Source organism: Halioglobus sp. Uisw_031, assembly GCF_047729875.1.
Taxonomy (GTDB): Bacteria; Pseudomonadota; Gammaproteobacteria; order Pseudomonadales; family Halieaceae; genus Marimicrobium.
On sequence record NZ_CP159826.1, the window covers coordinates 1687224 to 1702170 of the forward strand.

The 14947-nt window shown below is 50.2% G+C and carries 14 protein-coding genes, 2 tRNA genes and 1 pseudogene; 10 read left to right on the plus strand and 7 right to left on the minus strand.

From position 1 onward, the window contains the following. Position 1: 1 nt before the first annotated feature. The 5 genes from murB to ABXT62_RS07720 all read left to right on the plus strand — a co-directional run bounded on the left by murB (position 2) and on the right by ABXT62_RS07720 (position 3973). On the plus strand, positions 2-1030 hold the full coding sequence (gene murB, locus ABXT62_RS07700) for a UDP-N-acetylmuramate dehydrogenase (protein ID WP_415358020.1): 1029 nt from the start codon (positions 2-4) through the stop codon (positions 1028-1030). Next, a complete protein-coding gene (gene uvrC, locus ABXT62_RS07705; protein ID WP_415358021.1) occupies positions 1027-2847 on the plus strand; it encodes an excinuclease ABC subunit UvrC in 1821 nt (606 codons plus the stop codon). Before murB ends, uvrC begins: the two co-directional genes overlap by 4 nt. A gap of 294 nt (positions 2848-3141) precedes the next feature. Beyond that, on the plus strand, positions 3142-3708 hold the full coding sequence (gene pgsA / locus ABXT62_RS07710; protein ID WP_415358178.1) for a CDP-diacylglycerol--glycerol-3-phosphate 3-phosphatidyltransferase: 567 nt from the start codon (positions 3142-3144) through the stop codon (positions 3706-3708). 104 nt (positions 3709-3812) lie between these two features. Beyond that, positions 3813-3888: transfer RNA gene (locus tag ABXT62_RS07715), tRNA-Gly, on the plus strand. An 11-nt stretch (positions 3889-3899) separates the two neighbouring features. Beyond that, positions 3900-3973 (plus strand) — tRNA-Cys (locus ABXT62_RS07720). Between the two features lie 470 nt (positions 3974-4443). Here ABXT62_RS07720 and ABXT62_RS07725 read toward each other — a convergent pair. From ABXT62_RS07725 to ABXT62_RS07735, 3 genes are all read right to left on the minus strand, one after another. Further along, the gene (locus ABXT62_RS07725) at positions 4444-4830 is read right to left on the minus strand and encodes a surface-adhesin E family protein (RefSeq protein ID WP_415358022.1); all 387 of its coding nucleotides are present in this window, start codon (positions 4828-4830) and stop codon (positions 4444-4446) included. Further along, a complete protein-coding gene (locus ABXT62_RS07730) occupies positions 4830-5249 on the minus strand; it encodes a surface-adhesin E family protein (protein WP_415358023.1) in 420 nt (139 codons plus the stop codon). The genes ABXT62_RS07725 and ABXT62_RS07730 overlap by 1 nt, the downstream gene beginning before the upstream one ends. Positions 5250-5436: 187 nt before the next feature. Then, entirely contained in the window at positions 5437-5829 is a 393-nt protein-coding gene (locus ABXT62_RS07735) for a hypothetical protein (RefSeq protein WP_415358024.1), read from the minus strand. Between the two features lie 535 nt (positions 5830-6364). Here ABXT62_RS07735 and ABXT62_RS07740 point away from each other — a divergent pair. Beyond that, positions 6365-6688: a hypothetical protein gene (locus ABXT62_RS07740; RefSeq protein WP_415358025.1), complete on the plus strand. Its 324-nt coding sequence runs from the start codon at positions 6365-6367 to the stop codon at positions 6686-6688. 103 nt (positions 6689-6791) lie between these two features. Here ABXT62_RS07740 and ABXT62_RS07745 read toward each other — a convergent pair whose 3' ends face one another. Further along, positions 6792-7142: a hypothetical protein gene (locus ABXT62_RS07745; RefSeq protein WP_415358026.1), complete on the minus strand. Its 351-nt coding sequence runs from the start codon at positions 7140-7142 to the stop codon at positions 6792-6794. Between the two features lie 242 nt (positions 7143-7384). On the opposite strand from ABXT62_RS07745, the pseudogene ABXT62_RS07750 reads away from it, so the two are divergent. Further along, positions 7385-7657: pseudogene (locus tag ABXT62_RS07750) on the plus strand (hypothetical protein); the annotation flags it as partial. 414 nt (positions 7658-8071) lie between these two features. Beyond that, complete coding sequence (locus tag ABXT62_RS07755) at positions 8072-10690, plus strand: CocE/NonD family hydrolase (protein ID WP_415358027.1); 2619 nt, start codon at positions 8072-8074, stop codon at positions 10688-10690. A gap of 235 nt (positions 10691-10925) precedes the next feature. Here ABXT62_RS07755 and ABXT62_RS07760 read toward each other — a convergent pair whose 3' ends face one another. The 3 genes from ABXT62_RS07760 to ABXT62_RS07770 all read right to left on the minus strand — a co-directional run bounded on the left by ABXT62_RS07760 (position 10926) and on the right by ABXT62_RS07770 (position 13841). Then, positions 10926-11546, minus strand: a complete 621-nt coding sequence (locus ABXT62_RS07760; RefSeq protein ID WP_415358028.1) for a VPLPA-CTERM sorting domain-containing protein — start codon at positions 11544-11546, stop codon at positions 10926-10928. Between the two features lie 472 nt (positions 11547-12018). Beyond that, the gene (locus tag ABXT62_RS07765) at positions 12019-12993 is read right to left on the minus strand and encodes an NAD-dependent epimerase/dehydratase family protein (RefSeq protein WP_415358029.1); all 975 of its coding nucleotides are present in this window, start codon (positions 12991-12993) and stop codon (positions 12019-12021) included. Between the two features lie 53 nt (positions 12994-13046). Then, on the minus strand, positions 13047-13841 hold the full coding sequence (locus ABXT62_RS07770) for an SDR family NAD(P)-dependent oxidoreductase (RefSeq protein WP_415358030.1): 795 nt from the start codon (positions 13839-13841) through the stop codon (positions 13047-13049). Between the two features lie 182 nt (positions 13842-14023). Between ABXT62_RS07770 and ABXT62_RS07775 the strand changes: the two genes are divergently transcribed. Both ABXT62_RS07775 and ABXT62_RS07780 read left to right on the plus strand, forming a co-directional pair. After that, the gene (locus ABXT62_RS07775; RefSeq protein WP_415358031.1) at positions 14024-14191 is read left to right on the plus strand and encodes a hypothetical protein; all 168 of its coding nucleotides are present in this window, start codon (positions 14024-14026) and stop codon (positions 14189-14191) included. A 267-nt stretch (positions 14192-14458) separates the two neighbouring features. Beyond that, positions 14459-14923 (plus strand): LEA type 2 family protein, encoded by a 465-nt coding sequence (locus ABXT62_RS07780; protein ID WP_415358032.1) that lies wholly within the window; start codon positions 14459-14461, stop codon positions 14921-14923. Positions 14924-14947 lie beyond the last annotated feature (24 nt).

Sequence of the window (14947 nt, forward strand, 5' to 3'; positions counted from 1 at the left end):
GATGAAATTTTACCGCGATAAGCTCATGCGTAAGCATAATACGCTCGCTTTGCAAGCGCGAGCAGACGCTTTTGTGTGTGTTACCAATGACGATGAACTGCTGGAGTCTCTTGGTTGGGCGAGGACTGAAGGCGTTGCTGTCGTTGTGCTTGGACAAGGCAGTAATATCGTTTTAGCCGGTGATGTGCAGGCGCTGGTGGTGCAGCAGGCAGTGCGCGGCATTGAGGTATTAGACACGCTAAACAGTGATGTTATTTTGCGCGTAGCAGCCGGGGAAAACTGGCACGAGTTGGTGCAGTGGACGTTGCAGCAAGGCTATTACGGATTGGAAAATCTTGCGCTGATTCCCGGCACAGTCGGTGCGTCACCGATTCAAAATATAGGCGCCTACGGGGTCGAACTACAGTCAGTCTTGTTACAGGTACATGCTAGGCAGATAGCGGATGATAAACCGGTGACGCTAGACAATGCAGCCTGTCAGTTTAACTATCGAGACAGTATATTTAAGCGCGAGTGCAAAGATCAGCTGGTCATTACCGCGATCGACATTCAGTTGTCTCGGCGTTCGAGTGTCAATATCAGCTATCCTGCTCTGGCGACTTTTTTTGCTGAACGTCCTGATGTTGAGCCGACCCCTCAGACGGTATTTGACGCGGTTGTCAGCATCCGTCGTAGTAAGCTGCCAGACCCCTCGATTGAACCCAATGTAGGCAGTTTTTTTAAGAATCCATTGCTGCGTTCAGAAATGGCAGCGCTGTTGCTCGCCAAACATCCCGGTCTGCCGTGTTTTTCTCAAGCCGACGGCAGCGTTAAAGTCTCTGCCGCATGGATGATCGACCAGTGCAGGTGGAAAGGTCATCGAGCAGATGATCTAGGCGTGCACCCACAACACGCACTTGTGCTGGTCAATTATGGTAGTGACAGCGGCGCACAATTATTGGCGCTGGCCAGCGAAATAGTCAGCTCAGTGCATGACGCATTTGGCGTGGAGCTGGAAGTTGAGCCGAGGATATATGGGCTTAATCCGTGAGTAAGTTCGATCACAAAGCATTCGTCAATGCGCTCACGACACGGCCGGGTGTCTACCAGATGTACGATGATGCGGGTGGACTGTTGTATGTGGGCAAGGCTAAAAATCTAAAAAACCGTGTGGGGAGTTATTTTCGGGCCAGTGGCCTGACGGATAAAACGATGGCTCTTGTGGCTAAGATTCAGGATATTCAGGTGACCGTGACAACGACTGAAGTCGATGCGCTGTTACTGGAACATAACCTGATCAAGACACAGCAACCGCCTTACAATGTGCTGCTGCGCGACGACAAAACGTATCCCTATATTTTTCTTTCCAATGACGATGACTTCCCGAGAATTGCCATGCACCGTGGCGCCAAGAGACGCAAGGGCCAGTACTTTGGGCCCTATCCCAGCGCCGGCGCAGTGCGCGAATCTATGCATTTTCTGCAAAAAGTATTCAAAGTACGGCAGTGCGAAGATAGTTATTTCAAGAATCGATCACGCCCCTGTCTGCAGTACCAGATAGAACGCTGCAGCGGGCCTTGCGTAGATCTTGTGACTAAGGAGGACTACGCCCAACAGGTCGAAAGTACGAGTTTGTTTTTGAGTGGGAAATCTCAGCAACTGATGGTTCGACTGGCAGACGATATGGAGCAAGCTGCAGCGCAACTGTCCTACGAAAAAGCGGCAATATATCGCGATCAGATTAGTCATTTGCAGCACGTACAAGCAAGTCAGGGTATCGAGGGAGTCACTGGAGATCTGGATATCATTGCAGCTGCTGCGTCACACGGGCGAGCGTGTGTGCAGGTGCTATTTGTACGAGAGGCGAGGGTGTTAGGCAGTAAAACGTATTACCCGCCGCTAAAGCTACAGGAGGGAGTAGAACAACTGCTGGCGGCATTTATCCCGCAGTTTTATCTCGGCTTGGGCAGAGCGATCCCGGCAGAAATTATTGTCAATGCTGAGCCAGACAGCGCCGATATAATCGCCCAAGCACTCTCAGTGCAGTCTGAACGAAAGGTGAAGTTACGCAGTCGGGTGCGTGAATCACGCGCTCAATGGTTGATGCTGGCACAGCAAACAGCCGAAACCAATCTCACCGCGCACTTGGCCGGACGCCAGACCATGCTGGGACGGCTGCAGGCCTTGCAGGATTTGTTGGGTTTGTCGCAGCTGCCAGAACGCATGGAGTGTTTCGACATCAGCCATAGCTCTGGCGAGGCGACAGTCGCTTCGTGTGTTGTGTTTGATCAACATGGCCCGCGCAAGGTCGATTACCGTACCTTCAATATCGAGGGCGTCACCCCCGGCGATGACTACGGCGCGATGCACCAGGCTCTTGAGCGTCGTTACAAAAGGCTGAAGACCACAGAGGCTAAAATGCCTGATGTCCTTCTGATAGACGGGGGTAAGGGACAGGTTGCTCAGGCCATGTCGGTCCTTAACGATCTGCAAGTTTCTGGGGTTGAGGTTGTGGGGGTCGCAAAGGGGGTCACGCGCAAGGCCGGACTCGAAACGTTAATTAACGGCGAGACAGGGGAGCAGATTCAGTTGCCACCAGACCATCCTGCCCTGCACTTGATACAGCATATACGCGATGAGGCGCACCGCTTCGCGATCACCGGTCACCGTGGCCGGCGCGATAAAGCCCGTCAGCGTTCAGCGCTGCAGGACATTCCCGGTGTGGGTGCTAAGCGCCGCCGTGAACTGCTGCGTCACTTTGGCAGTGCACAAGGCGTACAGAACGCAAACATTGATGAATTGAAAAAGATTTCGGGCATTAGCGCGGCGATTGCACAACAGATATACGATCACCTACACAACGTATAATAATGTGTTACGGACGGTTTCACAGGTAAGCTGGTCTGAACGCGCATTCGAGTGGCACACGCAGCGCTAACGATAACTGGGGGTGGTGGTCAGCGTGCGAGGGCGCCTATGTGTTGTTCTTTCGAATACCCTTGAGTGACTGTTAGCGCGGCTGGATCCAGACCAGAAAGAATGTTGCTTGGGTGCAGCGTTTGAATCAGAGGGCGGGCATGGGTTAGTATGCGTTAGGCATTAGTCGTGTCTGTTTAGCATATATAGCTGTTAGTTTTTATAAGGATATCGAAGCACTTGCCCATCACTATTCCCAATGCGCTGACGATTTTGAGAATTCTACTGATCCCTGTGCTGGTGGTGGTGTTCTATCTGCCGTTCAAAAATCATTTGCTGTTTGCAGCGGGGATTTTTGCCTTTGCAGCGATAACCGATTGGGTAGATGGCTATCTCGCGCGACGGCTTGGTCAGATGACAGCCTTTGGCGCTTTTCTCGACCCGGTGGCAGACAAATTAATGGTCACTATCGCTCTAGTTTTGCTTGTTGAGCGTCATGATACGCTGTTGTTCACGTTGGCCGCCTGCGTGATTATTGGTCGCGAGATTGTGGTGTCGGCGCTGCGAGAGTGGATGGCGGAGCTTGGAGAGCGCACATCCGTGGCGGTTTCTTATATTGGCAAGGTTAAAACAGCCTTTCAGATGATTGCGATAACAGGCCTGCTGGCGATTGGTCCTCGTGGGGACGAAGACTGGCAACTGGCACTGTGCTATGTGGTGTTATACACCGCCGCAGTGCTGACCCTGTGGTCTATGGTGGTCTATCTTAAAGCCGCCTGGGTCGTCATTAAAGAGCAAGATAAACCTATTTAATTCAATTGGTTGCGGGATTTTTGTTGGAATTCGCTTGACTATAGAGACGCCGTGCATACAATAGCCCCCACTCAGAGGCGCAGATGTTTATATCGCCGCTGTGTGCGGGAATAGCTCAGTTGGTAGAGCGCAACCTTGCCAAGGTTGAGGTCGCCGGTTCGAACCCGGTTTCCCGCTCCACCTCCCAATAAGGCTCGGTGGCAGAGTGGTCATGTAGTGGACTGCAACTCCGCGCACGCCGGTTCGATTCCGGCCCGAGCCTCCAATACCCCCCCGCGCCTTTATTGACCTGGCGCCGAAAACCCCCCGAAAACCAACGATAGCGAGACTTTCGGGCCTATCTGGTCCTATCTGGTTGTATCACTTAAACGGCCTAAACTTGCCATTGCGTTTCCCCGATGGTAACAATGTGGTAATAATTGATCCGGGATAACGCGTTTTTAGGTGGTAATAAAATTATTACCACCGTTTACGGACACGGGTTAGGGAGTCGCGTTATTTTTATTACCAGTACGAACACGGGTTCGGGAGTGGTTTATATGTCGAATAATGATAGCGCGACATTAGGATCTAGCCCCCACCTGCCACCTGTGGTGCGCGAACGGGGCTTGTCTGAGTTGCATGTCTACTTGCCATAGAACACCCAACCCCCGCAGCACCCACGCTGCCAAATGAAAGTGTGCACATGATAACCCACTCCCGGCGCCTGTATATAAGAAGAGAAAAGCTGCTTAATCAGTGAGCGCAGACGGCTTGTAGTGTGGTTTCTTTGACGGTGTCAGGTTCAGCGTGCACCCACTTTGGCTCAGGAGTAAATGTCGATGTAGCATCACCTTTAGCCATCGGGAGTTTGTAAGTTGAAAAGCTCAAGGCCATATCCTGCAAGGTCTCGCAGTCAGCCTTGTAATACACCTTATAAGACATATCCCCATTGAATGGCTCCAAGAGGTCTTCAATCAGCCAAAAGTACACCAGCCCGTCAACCTTTCTGATGCGGTCTAAATCCACGTAGTTCTTACTGCCGCTAAGGGCACTCTCGGTCACCTCAGTCCACTCAGCCCAGCTGCCAGCAGAGAACATTAGGGAGAGTGTAAGCGTTGATGTCAGTAGTAAGTATTTCATCAGTGATTGCAGACGGCTTTCAATTTGGCGTCTCCAGTGCTGCTACGTCTAACGTATTCCCACCGTGGCTCAGGAGTAAATGTGTCCTTGGCGTTACCTTCTGCCATCGGCAACTCGTAGGCTGATATACTCAACTGCATCTCCCGAAAGGTCTCGCAGTCACCTTTGTAATATGTCTTGGTGGACATTAGCCCGTTGAATGGCTCCAAGAGGTCCACAACCTCCCAATAATAAACCAGCCCGTTACTCTTTCTGATCCTGTCGAAGTCAAGGTACCACTTATTGCCATTGCTGACGCCCATATAAGTCCATTCAGCGGAACTGCCAGCAGAAAACATCAGCGAGAGTGTAAGCGTTGATGTCAGAAGTAGAGTCTTCAGTAGTGAAGGCAGATGGCTTGCAAACTGCTTGTTGATCATGTTTACTCCTTAAGAGGTTATGCTTTTTTATATTACTGCTTTAACTCCATCATATCTGATGTTTATTCACTCGCCCATAACGGGGGTGGGATATAGGGAAAACCCTATGACCTGCTCCACACAGCTGAACATCAAGCGGGACACAGGTGGACATCGCTGGACGCCCTGCTATGGCTCATGAGTCTAGTTAAGCATGCGCATGTTTACCAACATATGCAGTCACCGTTGCTAGGATAGACGGAGAAATTTCAGGCTTTAGATCACGCCTGGCAACAAAAGTAGCCATCCCCGAAACCACTGTAAGATGATCAAGCGTATTTCCTTTCGCTTCAAATCTCACTGCTAAAAGGAGAAACATAGCTGCCGCTAAATCCGACGCAACAGCGTTTCCATCGTCGTATGTTTCAATCTTTTTTCCGTATACATCCTCGACTGAATTAAACATGTCTTGTAATAACCCGCCTCTGTCTTGGTAAGATAGATCGTCAAGGCAGTTTTTACCCACATAGGATGCGACGAGTGCTCCTATATTGACTCCAATTTGGAGCCTCACTTTTGTTTTCTTGGCCCACTTAAACATTATTCAGTTCCTGTCTTATAATTGAGATTATTATTCATATTGTTCGGTGTGCGCTGTGTGTCGAAAGCAGACCCCCAGGTAAGATTAGCCTAATTTCCGTTGTTGCGCCAAAGCCCGCCTAGTGCGAGTTTTTTGTTGGTCGGGATACCAGATGCCTATGTATTGGGTTTAACTCCAGCTGCGCCTGCGCCAGGTGATCGCTACGTGATTACTTTAAAAGCGGTCCTAAACGAATCACCCTGTCATCATAATATGAATTGCACGGTCACCTCAGCGAACAACTTTTCAGGGCAGTAGGCGGGTATGTCGCGAATTTTTCTAGTTCAATTAGCAGGATCAGTCAGGAAATTTAATCTCAATAGGCCGTTAGGCCGTTTATTTGTCCTATACTTCCTAGTTAATTTCCTTTTTAACATAGAGGGTTTGAAATTAGTTTGTCAACTGGGCATGAGTAAGTTGCAAGATGCACAGACCTCAATAATTGATTATGCTAGTCATGTTAGGCAACAATGAACTATGACAAAGGAGTTCAATAATGTTCGGTTTTTTTAAAGAAAAAAAAATAGTAGCGGAAGCATTTACTGATGGCCGTTGGAACATAATGCAGTATACGGGCATCGACATAGAAAAAATGAAAGGTATGGAAAAAAGTGATTTGATGGATAGGTTACTTGAAATACTAAAGAACCTTCCCGATAGAACATACTCTTCTACGCAAATGGTTATAGCTACATGGGAAGCAACAATTGAATTTGCTAAGAAAAAAACGCTAAGCTCCGGTCATCCTCTAGCAGGAAAGGCACAAGACCTTGAGGCAGGACTTATACTCTTTCGCTCAAGTAGCGGCGGAGTTCTCTGAGAAGCTTTTTATCTAGTGAGCTATGCAGGTATTTTGTCGGCGAAAGCCCCGCTCAACTTTTAATAATCCCTAGATACTCATTAGTTTGTGAGGCTGAGAGTACTTAATTCCTATCATTTGGAGGCATAATGCTAGCTATCTCATTCATAAATTTAGGGTAATCGCGAATGATGTCTGGGCGTTCCTGCATCAGCATGGATAGACCAAGCGCTCTTGCATTCTGCGGTTCTGAAATTTTGTTAAAGATATTACAATGATACTCAGCATCAGCCATGCATTGCTCTGGCGAAATTCCTATTGCTTGCATCCTACCCAGATATGTCGCCATCAACCAATCTAAGCTCTTGAGGTTTGGATGCATCTTTTTCGCTGAAAAATACGTCTTCACGTTCTTGTTAACTATCTCTTCTCCCACGACCTCACTATCTACGAGACTCTTTAAAAATTTAAACACGCTACTACTCCTATGCAGATTTTGCCGTTCTTTAAGCATAGCAGTATTTAAGTATCTTGCTTAAATGCGTAGCAGACACAATATTTAGAGGCCAACCCATCTAGTTTCCACCCCAAATTCACCCCAAAAAGTCTAAGCACCTATATATATACCCATACGTGGGGGTGGTCACCTGCGGGGGGGGGCTATAAAGTCTCTGAAGACTGCAAGGTGCAATGCGCCCTGTCGATAGTGACGTCGTCTCATCGATTCAGCGTCATGCGGCTATGACTTGGGCCCAGCGACTCAAGCGCGTGTTCAATATCGACATTGAGGTTTGCAGTCGCTGCGGTGGGTCTGTCAAAGTCATCGCTTGCATCGAGGAGCAGGACGCCATCGACCGGATCCTGGCTCATCTTGAGAGCAAGGAACACAACACCCCCGCTTTGCCACACCTGGCACCACCGACCAGAGCGCCACCTGGCACGCTGTCTCTTTTCGCCGGGACGGAGTTTCATCAGCAGGGACGCCACTGAAAACCCCATGGCACGGACTGCTGCGGGCTCTCGTTCAGGAATGGACGAATATGAATTGCACGATCACCTCAGCGAACAACTTTCTAGTAGGCATCAGGAAGCTGCGTAAAGCCTGAGCCTTCTCAAGCCCGCCTAGTGCGGGTTTTTTGTTGCCTGGGAATGCCTTGGTGGTGGTAATAAATTGGTAATAAGACCCCCGAAAACCGCATAGGTATAAGATAGTCGGAGGCGGCCCGAGCCTCCAATCAGATCAATGACGTAAACTTCTCTAGCATTCCTTAGCTTAAATTTGACGGTGTTTCTTGCTATAGTTTGTCGCGATTGCACAAGACGTGTTGGTCCGGCTGAGGCTGGGCATTTTCTGCGGTCTGCGCCGTGCCACTGAGGCACCATCAATTGTGAGGCTAGGCAATAATGAAATACCCCGAGAATTCCAATTGGGTTAACCAGCATGCTGATCGATTGCAGCGTTTTGACGCTGCTCGCTTGATTCCACGCGATCTGAAGTGCGGGCTCAAGGCACTGCTGGTTACACTAGCGCTTATTGGCCTTGTGGCGTGTGATTCGTCCGGCAACTCCAACATAGATGCTTCTCCTCTAATTATCCCAGACAGCCCCGTGGATACAGATGACGACGGTGCTCTAGATGACTCCGATGACTCGGATGACTCGGATGACTCGGATGACTCGGGTGACTCGGGTGACTCGGGTGACTCGGGTGACTCGGATGACTCGGATGACTCGGCTGACTCGGGTGACGCGGATGACTCGGGTGACGCGGATGACTCGGGTGACCTGGGTGACACAGACACAGACACCTCGCTGCGGACAGCAGATTTTTCTGTTCGTGAAAGTGTCGGCCAACTTCACGTCACGGGGGCCGAGGAGGGCTTGCAGCTTGAGGTTTATAATGCCTCAGGTAATAAAGTGTCCAGCGGTGAAACCGATTTTATGGGCAGCTTAATCTTCCGCAACTTACCAGCGGGTAGCGACTACTCGGTGCGAGAAACGATGAGTAATCCAGTAAGGGGTCTTGAGAATCTCGAAGTATGGTCAGTTGAGGGGAGTCTCCCGGACGCAAGTTTTTACCGCAACCAGTCGCTTCAACCAGGTTTTAATTACATCACCACTCGTGATGGCACGCGCCTTTCCGCCTATGTCTTCTTACCTGGACCGTTGGAGAACGGCCCCTATCCAACGATAGTCAATTACTCCGGATATGAGCCCTCAAAGCCAGGCTCGGTTCTGGACGCCAGCCTAACAAGTCTTTGTGGCGTTTTGCCGGTTCTGTGTGATGCGCCTAGTCATCCCTCAGGACTGATAGCGGGGTTTATGGGCTATGCGTCAGTGGGGGTTAACATGCGTGGCACCGGTTGTTCTGGAGGCGCCTACGACTATTTTGAGCCGCTACAAGTGTCGGACGGTTACGATGTTATCGAAACGATTGCGGCCCAGGCTTGGGTGTTTGGCAAGCAAGTTGGAATGGGGGGGCTTTCCTACCCCGGTATCAGTCAACTGTTTGTCGCTCAAACTGATCCGCCCGGTCTGGCGGCCATTGCGCCCATGTCTGTTGTCGCAGAGACCGCGGCCTCAACGCTGACCCCGGGTGGTATTTTCAACAATGGCTTCGCTTTTGAATGGGCTAAAAGTGTGGTGGACGGCGCTCAGCCCTATGGCCAGGGCTGGGAACAGGGTCAGGTCGAGGCGGAATACGAAGCGTTTGGCAGCAGTGTCTGCGAAGAGAATCAGCAGCTACATGCTCAGGCAGTAGATGCTGTCGGCAAAGCACTAAATTACAGCTACTATGAGCCTGAAATTCTTGATTCACTGAGTCCGGCGAAGTTTGTCGACAAGATTACGGTACCCGTATTCCTCACTGGCGCCTGGCAGGATGAGCAAACTGGGTCCCATTTCGCCACCCTAATGGATAAATTTATTAATGCGCGCTCGACACGCTTCATTACCTTCAATGGGTTGCATGCCGACGGGTACACGCCCGTGCCGCTCGCTGAATTGAAAGCGTTTTATGATATTTATGTCGCGAAGGTGGTTCCGACTCGGCCAGCATTTCTCGATTTATCCGCAGCGCTCTTTGAACAACAGTTCGGTGCCCCGTTAGCTTTCCCTCCTATCCCCTACAGCGACAAGGGCAGCTATGCTGAGGCACTGTCTGCCTATGAAGATCATGTGGCGCAATTTCCGCTTAGAGTCATTTTTGACAGGGGCGCATCGCCTGACCTTTTACCCGCAAATGCCGGAGCACCTGAGGGTGTCTTCAGTACCGAGTTTAGTCAGTGGCCTCCTATAGAGCAGCAGGTTTATCGGCTCTTTTTGCAACCGGATGGCTCACTGACCGATAACGAGCCCAGTGTTGCCGAGGCCGCGTCAAGTTTCATGCATGATCCTGCAGCAGGGCAGCGCACCTTTGGTGGCTCTCAGCCATTTTATATATGGGCCGCCACGGAGCCGGAGAAAGCCGCTGTTTTTGTCAGCGATGCGTTAACGCAGGATATGGTGTTCGTCGGGAGCGGGAGTGCAGACCTTTTTATTCAGTCCACTGCGGCAGATGCGGACATTGAAGTATTGTTAAGCGAGGTTCGTGCAGACGGCTGCGAGACGTATGTACAGGCAGGTTGGCTGCGGGCAAGCCAGCGAGCACTCGATCAGGATCAGACAACAGCATTACGGCCTGTCCAGACGCATCTTGAGGTGGATGTAGCGCCTCTACCAGAGGGCCAGTTTGAGCTGGCGAGAGTGGAGATATTTCCCTTTGCACACATATTCCGTGCAGGTTCGCGAATTCGCTTCCAAATTGATACGCCTGGCGATAGCCGTGAGTTATGGCGATTCTTATTGCTCGAATACGAGGAGCTGGTCAGGCACACCATTGCACACTCGGCACTCTATCCATCTAGTATTGTCTTGCCACTCATCCCGATGAGTCCGGTAGAATCGTCGCCACCGCCATGTCCAGGGCTGCGCGGGCAGCCCAGTCGCCCGTTTGAGGAATACACAAACACAGTGGGGACTTAGCAGAATCATCAAGTTGGTAATAGTGTAAAGGCGATCGTTCTTAGCATTGAATAAACGCCACTCCCGCTAGGGAGAAGAGGGCGGCTTAGCCTGCGAATGTTAAAAGCGGGCCGTGCGTTTGCGTATTAGTGGCACGTTATCTTAAGATCAATGAGATTCCGAGCGGGGTGGCTGCCTGAGTAAATTGCAGGTAATAAAAAGCCCCGACATGCGGGGCTATATGCAAGGGTTACGTCTACGCTCTTTTGCGTCTAGCTATACCAAACAGTCCAAGTATCGCTGAACCAAACAGCCAGGCTGCAGCAGGGATGGGCACAGCAGACACAGAACCTCCCGAGAAGCCCCTGAAGGCACTGACAGCGCCAGCTCCTGTAGGATCACAAGCAGCGGTAGCGCAAATCCCTTCTCCATCAGTGCCACCAGTAGTGGACAAATCTACTGTTCCGCCAGCATTGGTCAGGCCACTGCCTACAAACTGCATGGAAATGCCATAATACCCGACGGCGCTAACGGGGTCAGACGCCGTCGGCGTCGCCTGCAACGAAGTGGCACTGAGCGTCGAATACAAATCAGTCGCCCTTATGTAAGTGCCGCACAATGCCGAATCGCCACAATTGTCCGTGCCCCAATAGTTACTTCCGGTCGTCGTAATGTTGACGTTGGAGTACGTATTCGTGGACGCGTCATAGGTGAATGACCCGGTAGCGGTTCCATCAAAAGGGCCGAGCCCCTGAGTCTGAGCAGAAGCAAAGGTGACATTATCAAGCTGCCAGGTAATCGGCGCTGCGTACGATGCTATTGAAGGGAGTGCTAATGCGGCACCTATGATGATGCCTGTTAATAATTTGTGTCTCATATACAGTAACTCCATATTTGTTAAGGTGTTGCCAGAATTTGCACCGCAACTCGCATCATAATGAGTAGGGTAATTTATATGCACTGCCGATAATGGGAATGCTTTCTATATTTTTGGTTCACAGTCTAAGACTGCTCGTAGTTAAATTTGTCTCAGGATGTAACGCTATCTCGCTCGTTAAACACAGACATTGTACTTTTAAGCAATATTCATTCTTATATTTTCATATTTTGAGTGAAAGGGCAACGATTTAAATCCCTGCAGCTACAACTAAATGGAAGCCAAAGGCGCTATATCATTGAGCTTCAGAGGTTTTTGCCACCGCGTCCTTCTTGACCGCAGCGTTTTTACGCTCTCCGCCTGATCAAAGGTAATCTGAAGCACGGGCTCAAGCCACTGCTGGTTACACGAGTGCTTATTGGTCTTGTCGCATGTGATTCCTTCAGCGACTCCAGCAACTCGCTATTGAATGCTATACCAGATTCTTGTCCTTTGCCCACTGATGTGAGCGCTTTATCCCTTCTTCAAAGGATATTTTCGGCTTCCAGCCGAGAATACGTTCGGCTTTTTTGATTGAGAACCAGCTCTTGGTGGCCAGTTGTGCCACGGTGGCTGGGGAGGCCTCGTTTAAGTTGCCCACAAGATCGGCAACCTTGGATGCGATTGCCGACACCGCGAGGGCCACTTTTGTCGAGACTAACATCGGGCCCTTTTTACCTAACCACTGATAATGGGAGGCAAAGTATTCTTTAGTGGTGATGTACCCTTCGCAGGATAGGTTGAAAATTTCGCCCGCAGCCGCAGGGTGGCGAACAGCCAAGTCGATACCCCTAATGAGGTCGTCAACATAGATCGGCCTAAAGAACCCTTCACCTTTGGCGGGGAGCATAAATTGGTTTTTAGCGATGGCCTCAAGTGGCGCAATGATCCAGGGCCGACTGCCTGGGCCATAGACGTCACCAGGGCGTAAGATGACCACTTCAATGCCGCCGCTAGCTTGTGCTGCCAAAACCGCATGTTCTGAGGCCAGTTTGGTCAGCACATAACTGCCACCATCGGCATGAACGGGATAGTCCTCGTCAAGCTCTCCCTGCGCCGTATTGCCGTATGCAACGATTGATGAAATTTGCACAAAGCGGCGAACCTTATGGTGCTTGGCTGCGGCGATTAAATTGCGTGTTGCCAATACATTGACTCGCCACATATCGCTATCTTTCATGGCATTGGAGACCAAAGCGGCGGTATGGACAATCACATCGCATTGCTCAAGAAGGTGGCTAATGGTTTCGGGATTAGCAATGTCACCCTGAATAATATCATCGCCATTACCGTGAAGGTCAACGCCGATAACCGCTGTGCCCTGTTGCTTGTAATAACGCATGAGGGTGTTGCCAATAAACCCATTAGCCCCCGTAATAAGAACCTTATTGACGATGTTTTGATCCAAAGAAACCTCTCTATTCAATCAGATGATGGTTCATAGTGAGTGTATTTAACCCTCTAATTCATGTTCATTCGATAAAAACGACCCAACAGTTTAGCAAGGGTCATTTTGGGAGCCAGATGCGTAATAGCAGTGCCTATTTTATTAGAAATACCGGGCACTACCGTATGTTGTCCAGACAGGCAGCCGATAATGCCTTGGTTGGCAACATCTTTAGACGACATCATCATATTCGCTGGAATCCGCAAGGTGGCGCCTTGATCAGGGTTGTCCATCATTTTGGTTGCGGTGTAGCCGGGGCAGAGTGCCGAGACGATTACCCCATTGCCGGCAGCATTCATCTCGTCAGTCAAAGCTTGGCTAAAGGCCAATACATAGGCTTTAGTCGCAGCGTAGACATTCTGACTGGGAATAGGTGTCCAGGCCGCTAGTGATGCAACGTTAAGAATATGGCCTGTTTTGCGTGTCGCCATATCATTAGCGAACAAGTGGGTTAGAGAGGTTAACGCCAGGACATTAACGGCAATCATGGTTTCTTGTTCGATTAAACTCAATTCACAAAAGGGACCGTTGTGTAACAGTCCGGCATTGTTAATCAAAAAATCAACCTGTAACCTTTGGTCTTTCGTGTTTTGAAAAAGTATCTGGGCCGCTTGGGGTAGAGACAAGTCTGCTGCAATGACAGTGCATCGAACAGCATGAGATTGTCTTAAATCGATGGCGATCTCATTGAGCTTAGCCTCTCGCCGTGCGACTAATATGAGGTTGTAGCCACGAGAGGCCAAAATCTTGCAAAACTCTAAGCCGATTCCGTCCGAGGCCCCGGTCACTAGTGCTGTTTGATCGCTCATGGTGTGCTGGCTCTTCTAATGACGATTAGAATCATCTTGGGATGCTATCATAGCCTAATTAGGTGTTGTCCATGAGGGCCAACCGCTAAAGGAATGTCTAAAGTAGTCTGTCTGTACAATCGGCTCGCAATACACGGTTTAACCGTTTTATACTTGTCGGATGTTATTCACAAACCCCATCAGTGCGTGATAATGAAGCAAGAGTTGTAGGCGACCGTCTGTGGGCGGTTTTTTGTGACGCCCTCAAGGATGCGGGCGACCAGGTGCTGCTGCATACAACCCCGGCCGATGCAATCAACCGTGCCGCGGGTTGTCGTTACCTGCCGCGTCTGCCACCCGAACAGGCTTAGCACTGCCGCACCTGATCAGGGTTCGATGCTGTTTCGCTACATAGAAGCCCAAAGCTTCACCGAGATCAAAACCCGAGTCGTTAAGGTTGGAGAACTATAAATGGTAAATTTACCCGCACGATTTCTCGGTGTCATCCTGTCGTTGGCCTTTTTTATCTTCAGCGTTGTAATGTTCTTCACAACGTGGGACTGGGTTGCGGCAGTATTTGCGCTTGGGAGTTTGGGTTATTCTTTGTTCTTCATACTCAGTTACCAGAGGAACAAATCGTGAGTTGGCGATATTTTTGTGACAGGGCACTGCTTGCAGTGGTGCTCGCCATGCTGGTCGGTTGTGCCAGTTTCCCCTCGGACCTAGACCCTCCAAAAGTCAGCCTTGAAAGTTTTCGCAGCCTGCCCGCAGTAAGTGGGCTTCCGCGATTTGAGATACAGCTTCGAGTGATTAACCCTAACCAACAGCCGTTGGATATTGCCGGCATCAGCTATTCTATCGAGTTGCTTGATAAGGAAGTGATGACCGGTGTGGCAAATGATATTCCGCCGATTGAGGGCTATGGCGAAGGGGTGGTGACGTTGGAAGCCGGACTACAGCTGCTCGAGATACTGCGCTTGATGGCTGGTCTGGGTGCTTCGCAATCTGATCCTCTGGTCTATCGATTCTCAGCGAAAATAGATTTTAATGGCTTCATGCCTACGCAGCGTATCGAAGAAAGGGGAGAGATAAAACTAAACTAGCGCCGAGGCGGGTCGGCCAGTGTG

Excerpts from the sequence above, each read along its gene's own strand:
- murB (WP_415358020.1), top strand. The coding sequence starts at position 2 with ATGAAATTTTACCGCGATAAGCTCATGCGTAAGCATAATACGCTCGCT.
- ABXT62_RS07725 (WP_415358022.1), bottom strand. The coding sequence starts at position 4,830 with ATGAAATACTTACTACTGACATCAACGCTTACACTCTCCCTAATGTTC.
- ABXT62_RS07730 (WP_415358023.1), bottom strand. The coding sequence starts at position 5,249 with ATGATCAACAAGCAGTTTGCAAGCCATCTGCCTTCACTACTGAAGACT.
- ABXT62_RS07735 (WP_415358024.1), bottom strand. The coding sequence starts at position 5,829 with ATGTTTAAGTGGGCCAAGAAAACAAAAGTGAGGCTCCAAATTGGAGTC.
- ABXT62_RS07740 (WP_415358025.1), top strand. The coding sequence starts at position 6,365 with ATGTTCGGTTTTTTTAAAGAAAAAAAAATAGTAGCGGAAGCATTTACT.
- ABXT62_RS07755 (WP_415358027.1), top strand. The coding sequence starts at position 8,072 with ATGAAATACCCCGAGAATTCCAATTGGGTTAACCAGCATGCTGATCGA.
- ABXT62_RS07760 (WP_415358028.1), bottom strand. The coding sequence starts at position 11,546 with ATGAGACACAAATTATTAACAGGCATCATCATAGGTGCCGCATTAGCA.
- ABXT62_RS07770 (WP_415358030.1), bottom strand. The coding sequence starts at position 13,841 with ATGAGCGATCAAACAGCACTAGTGACCGGGGCCTCGGACGGAATCGGC.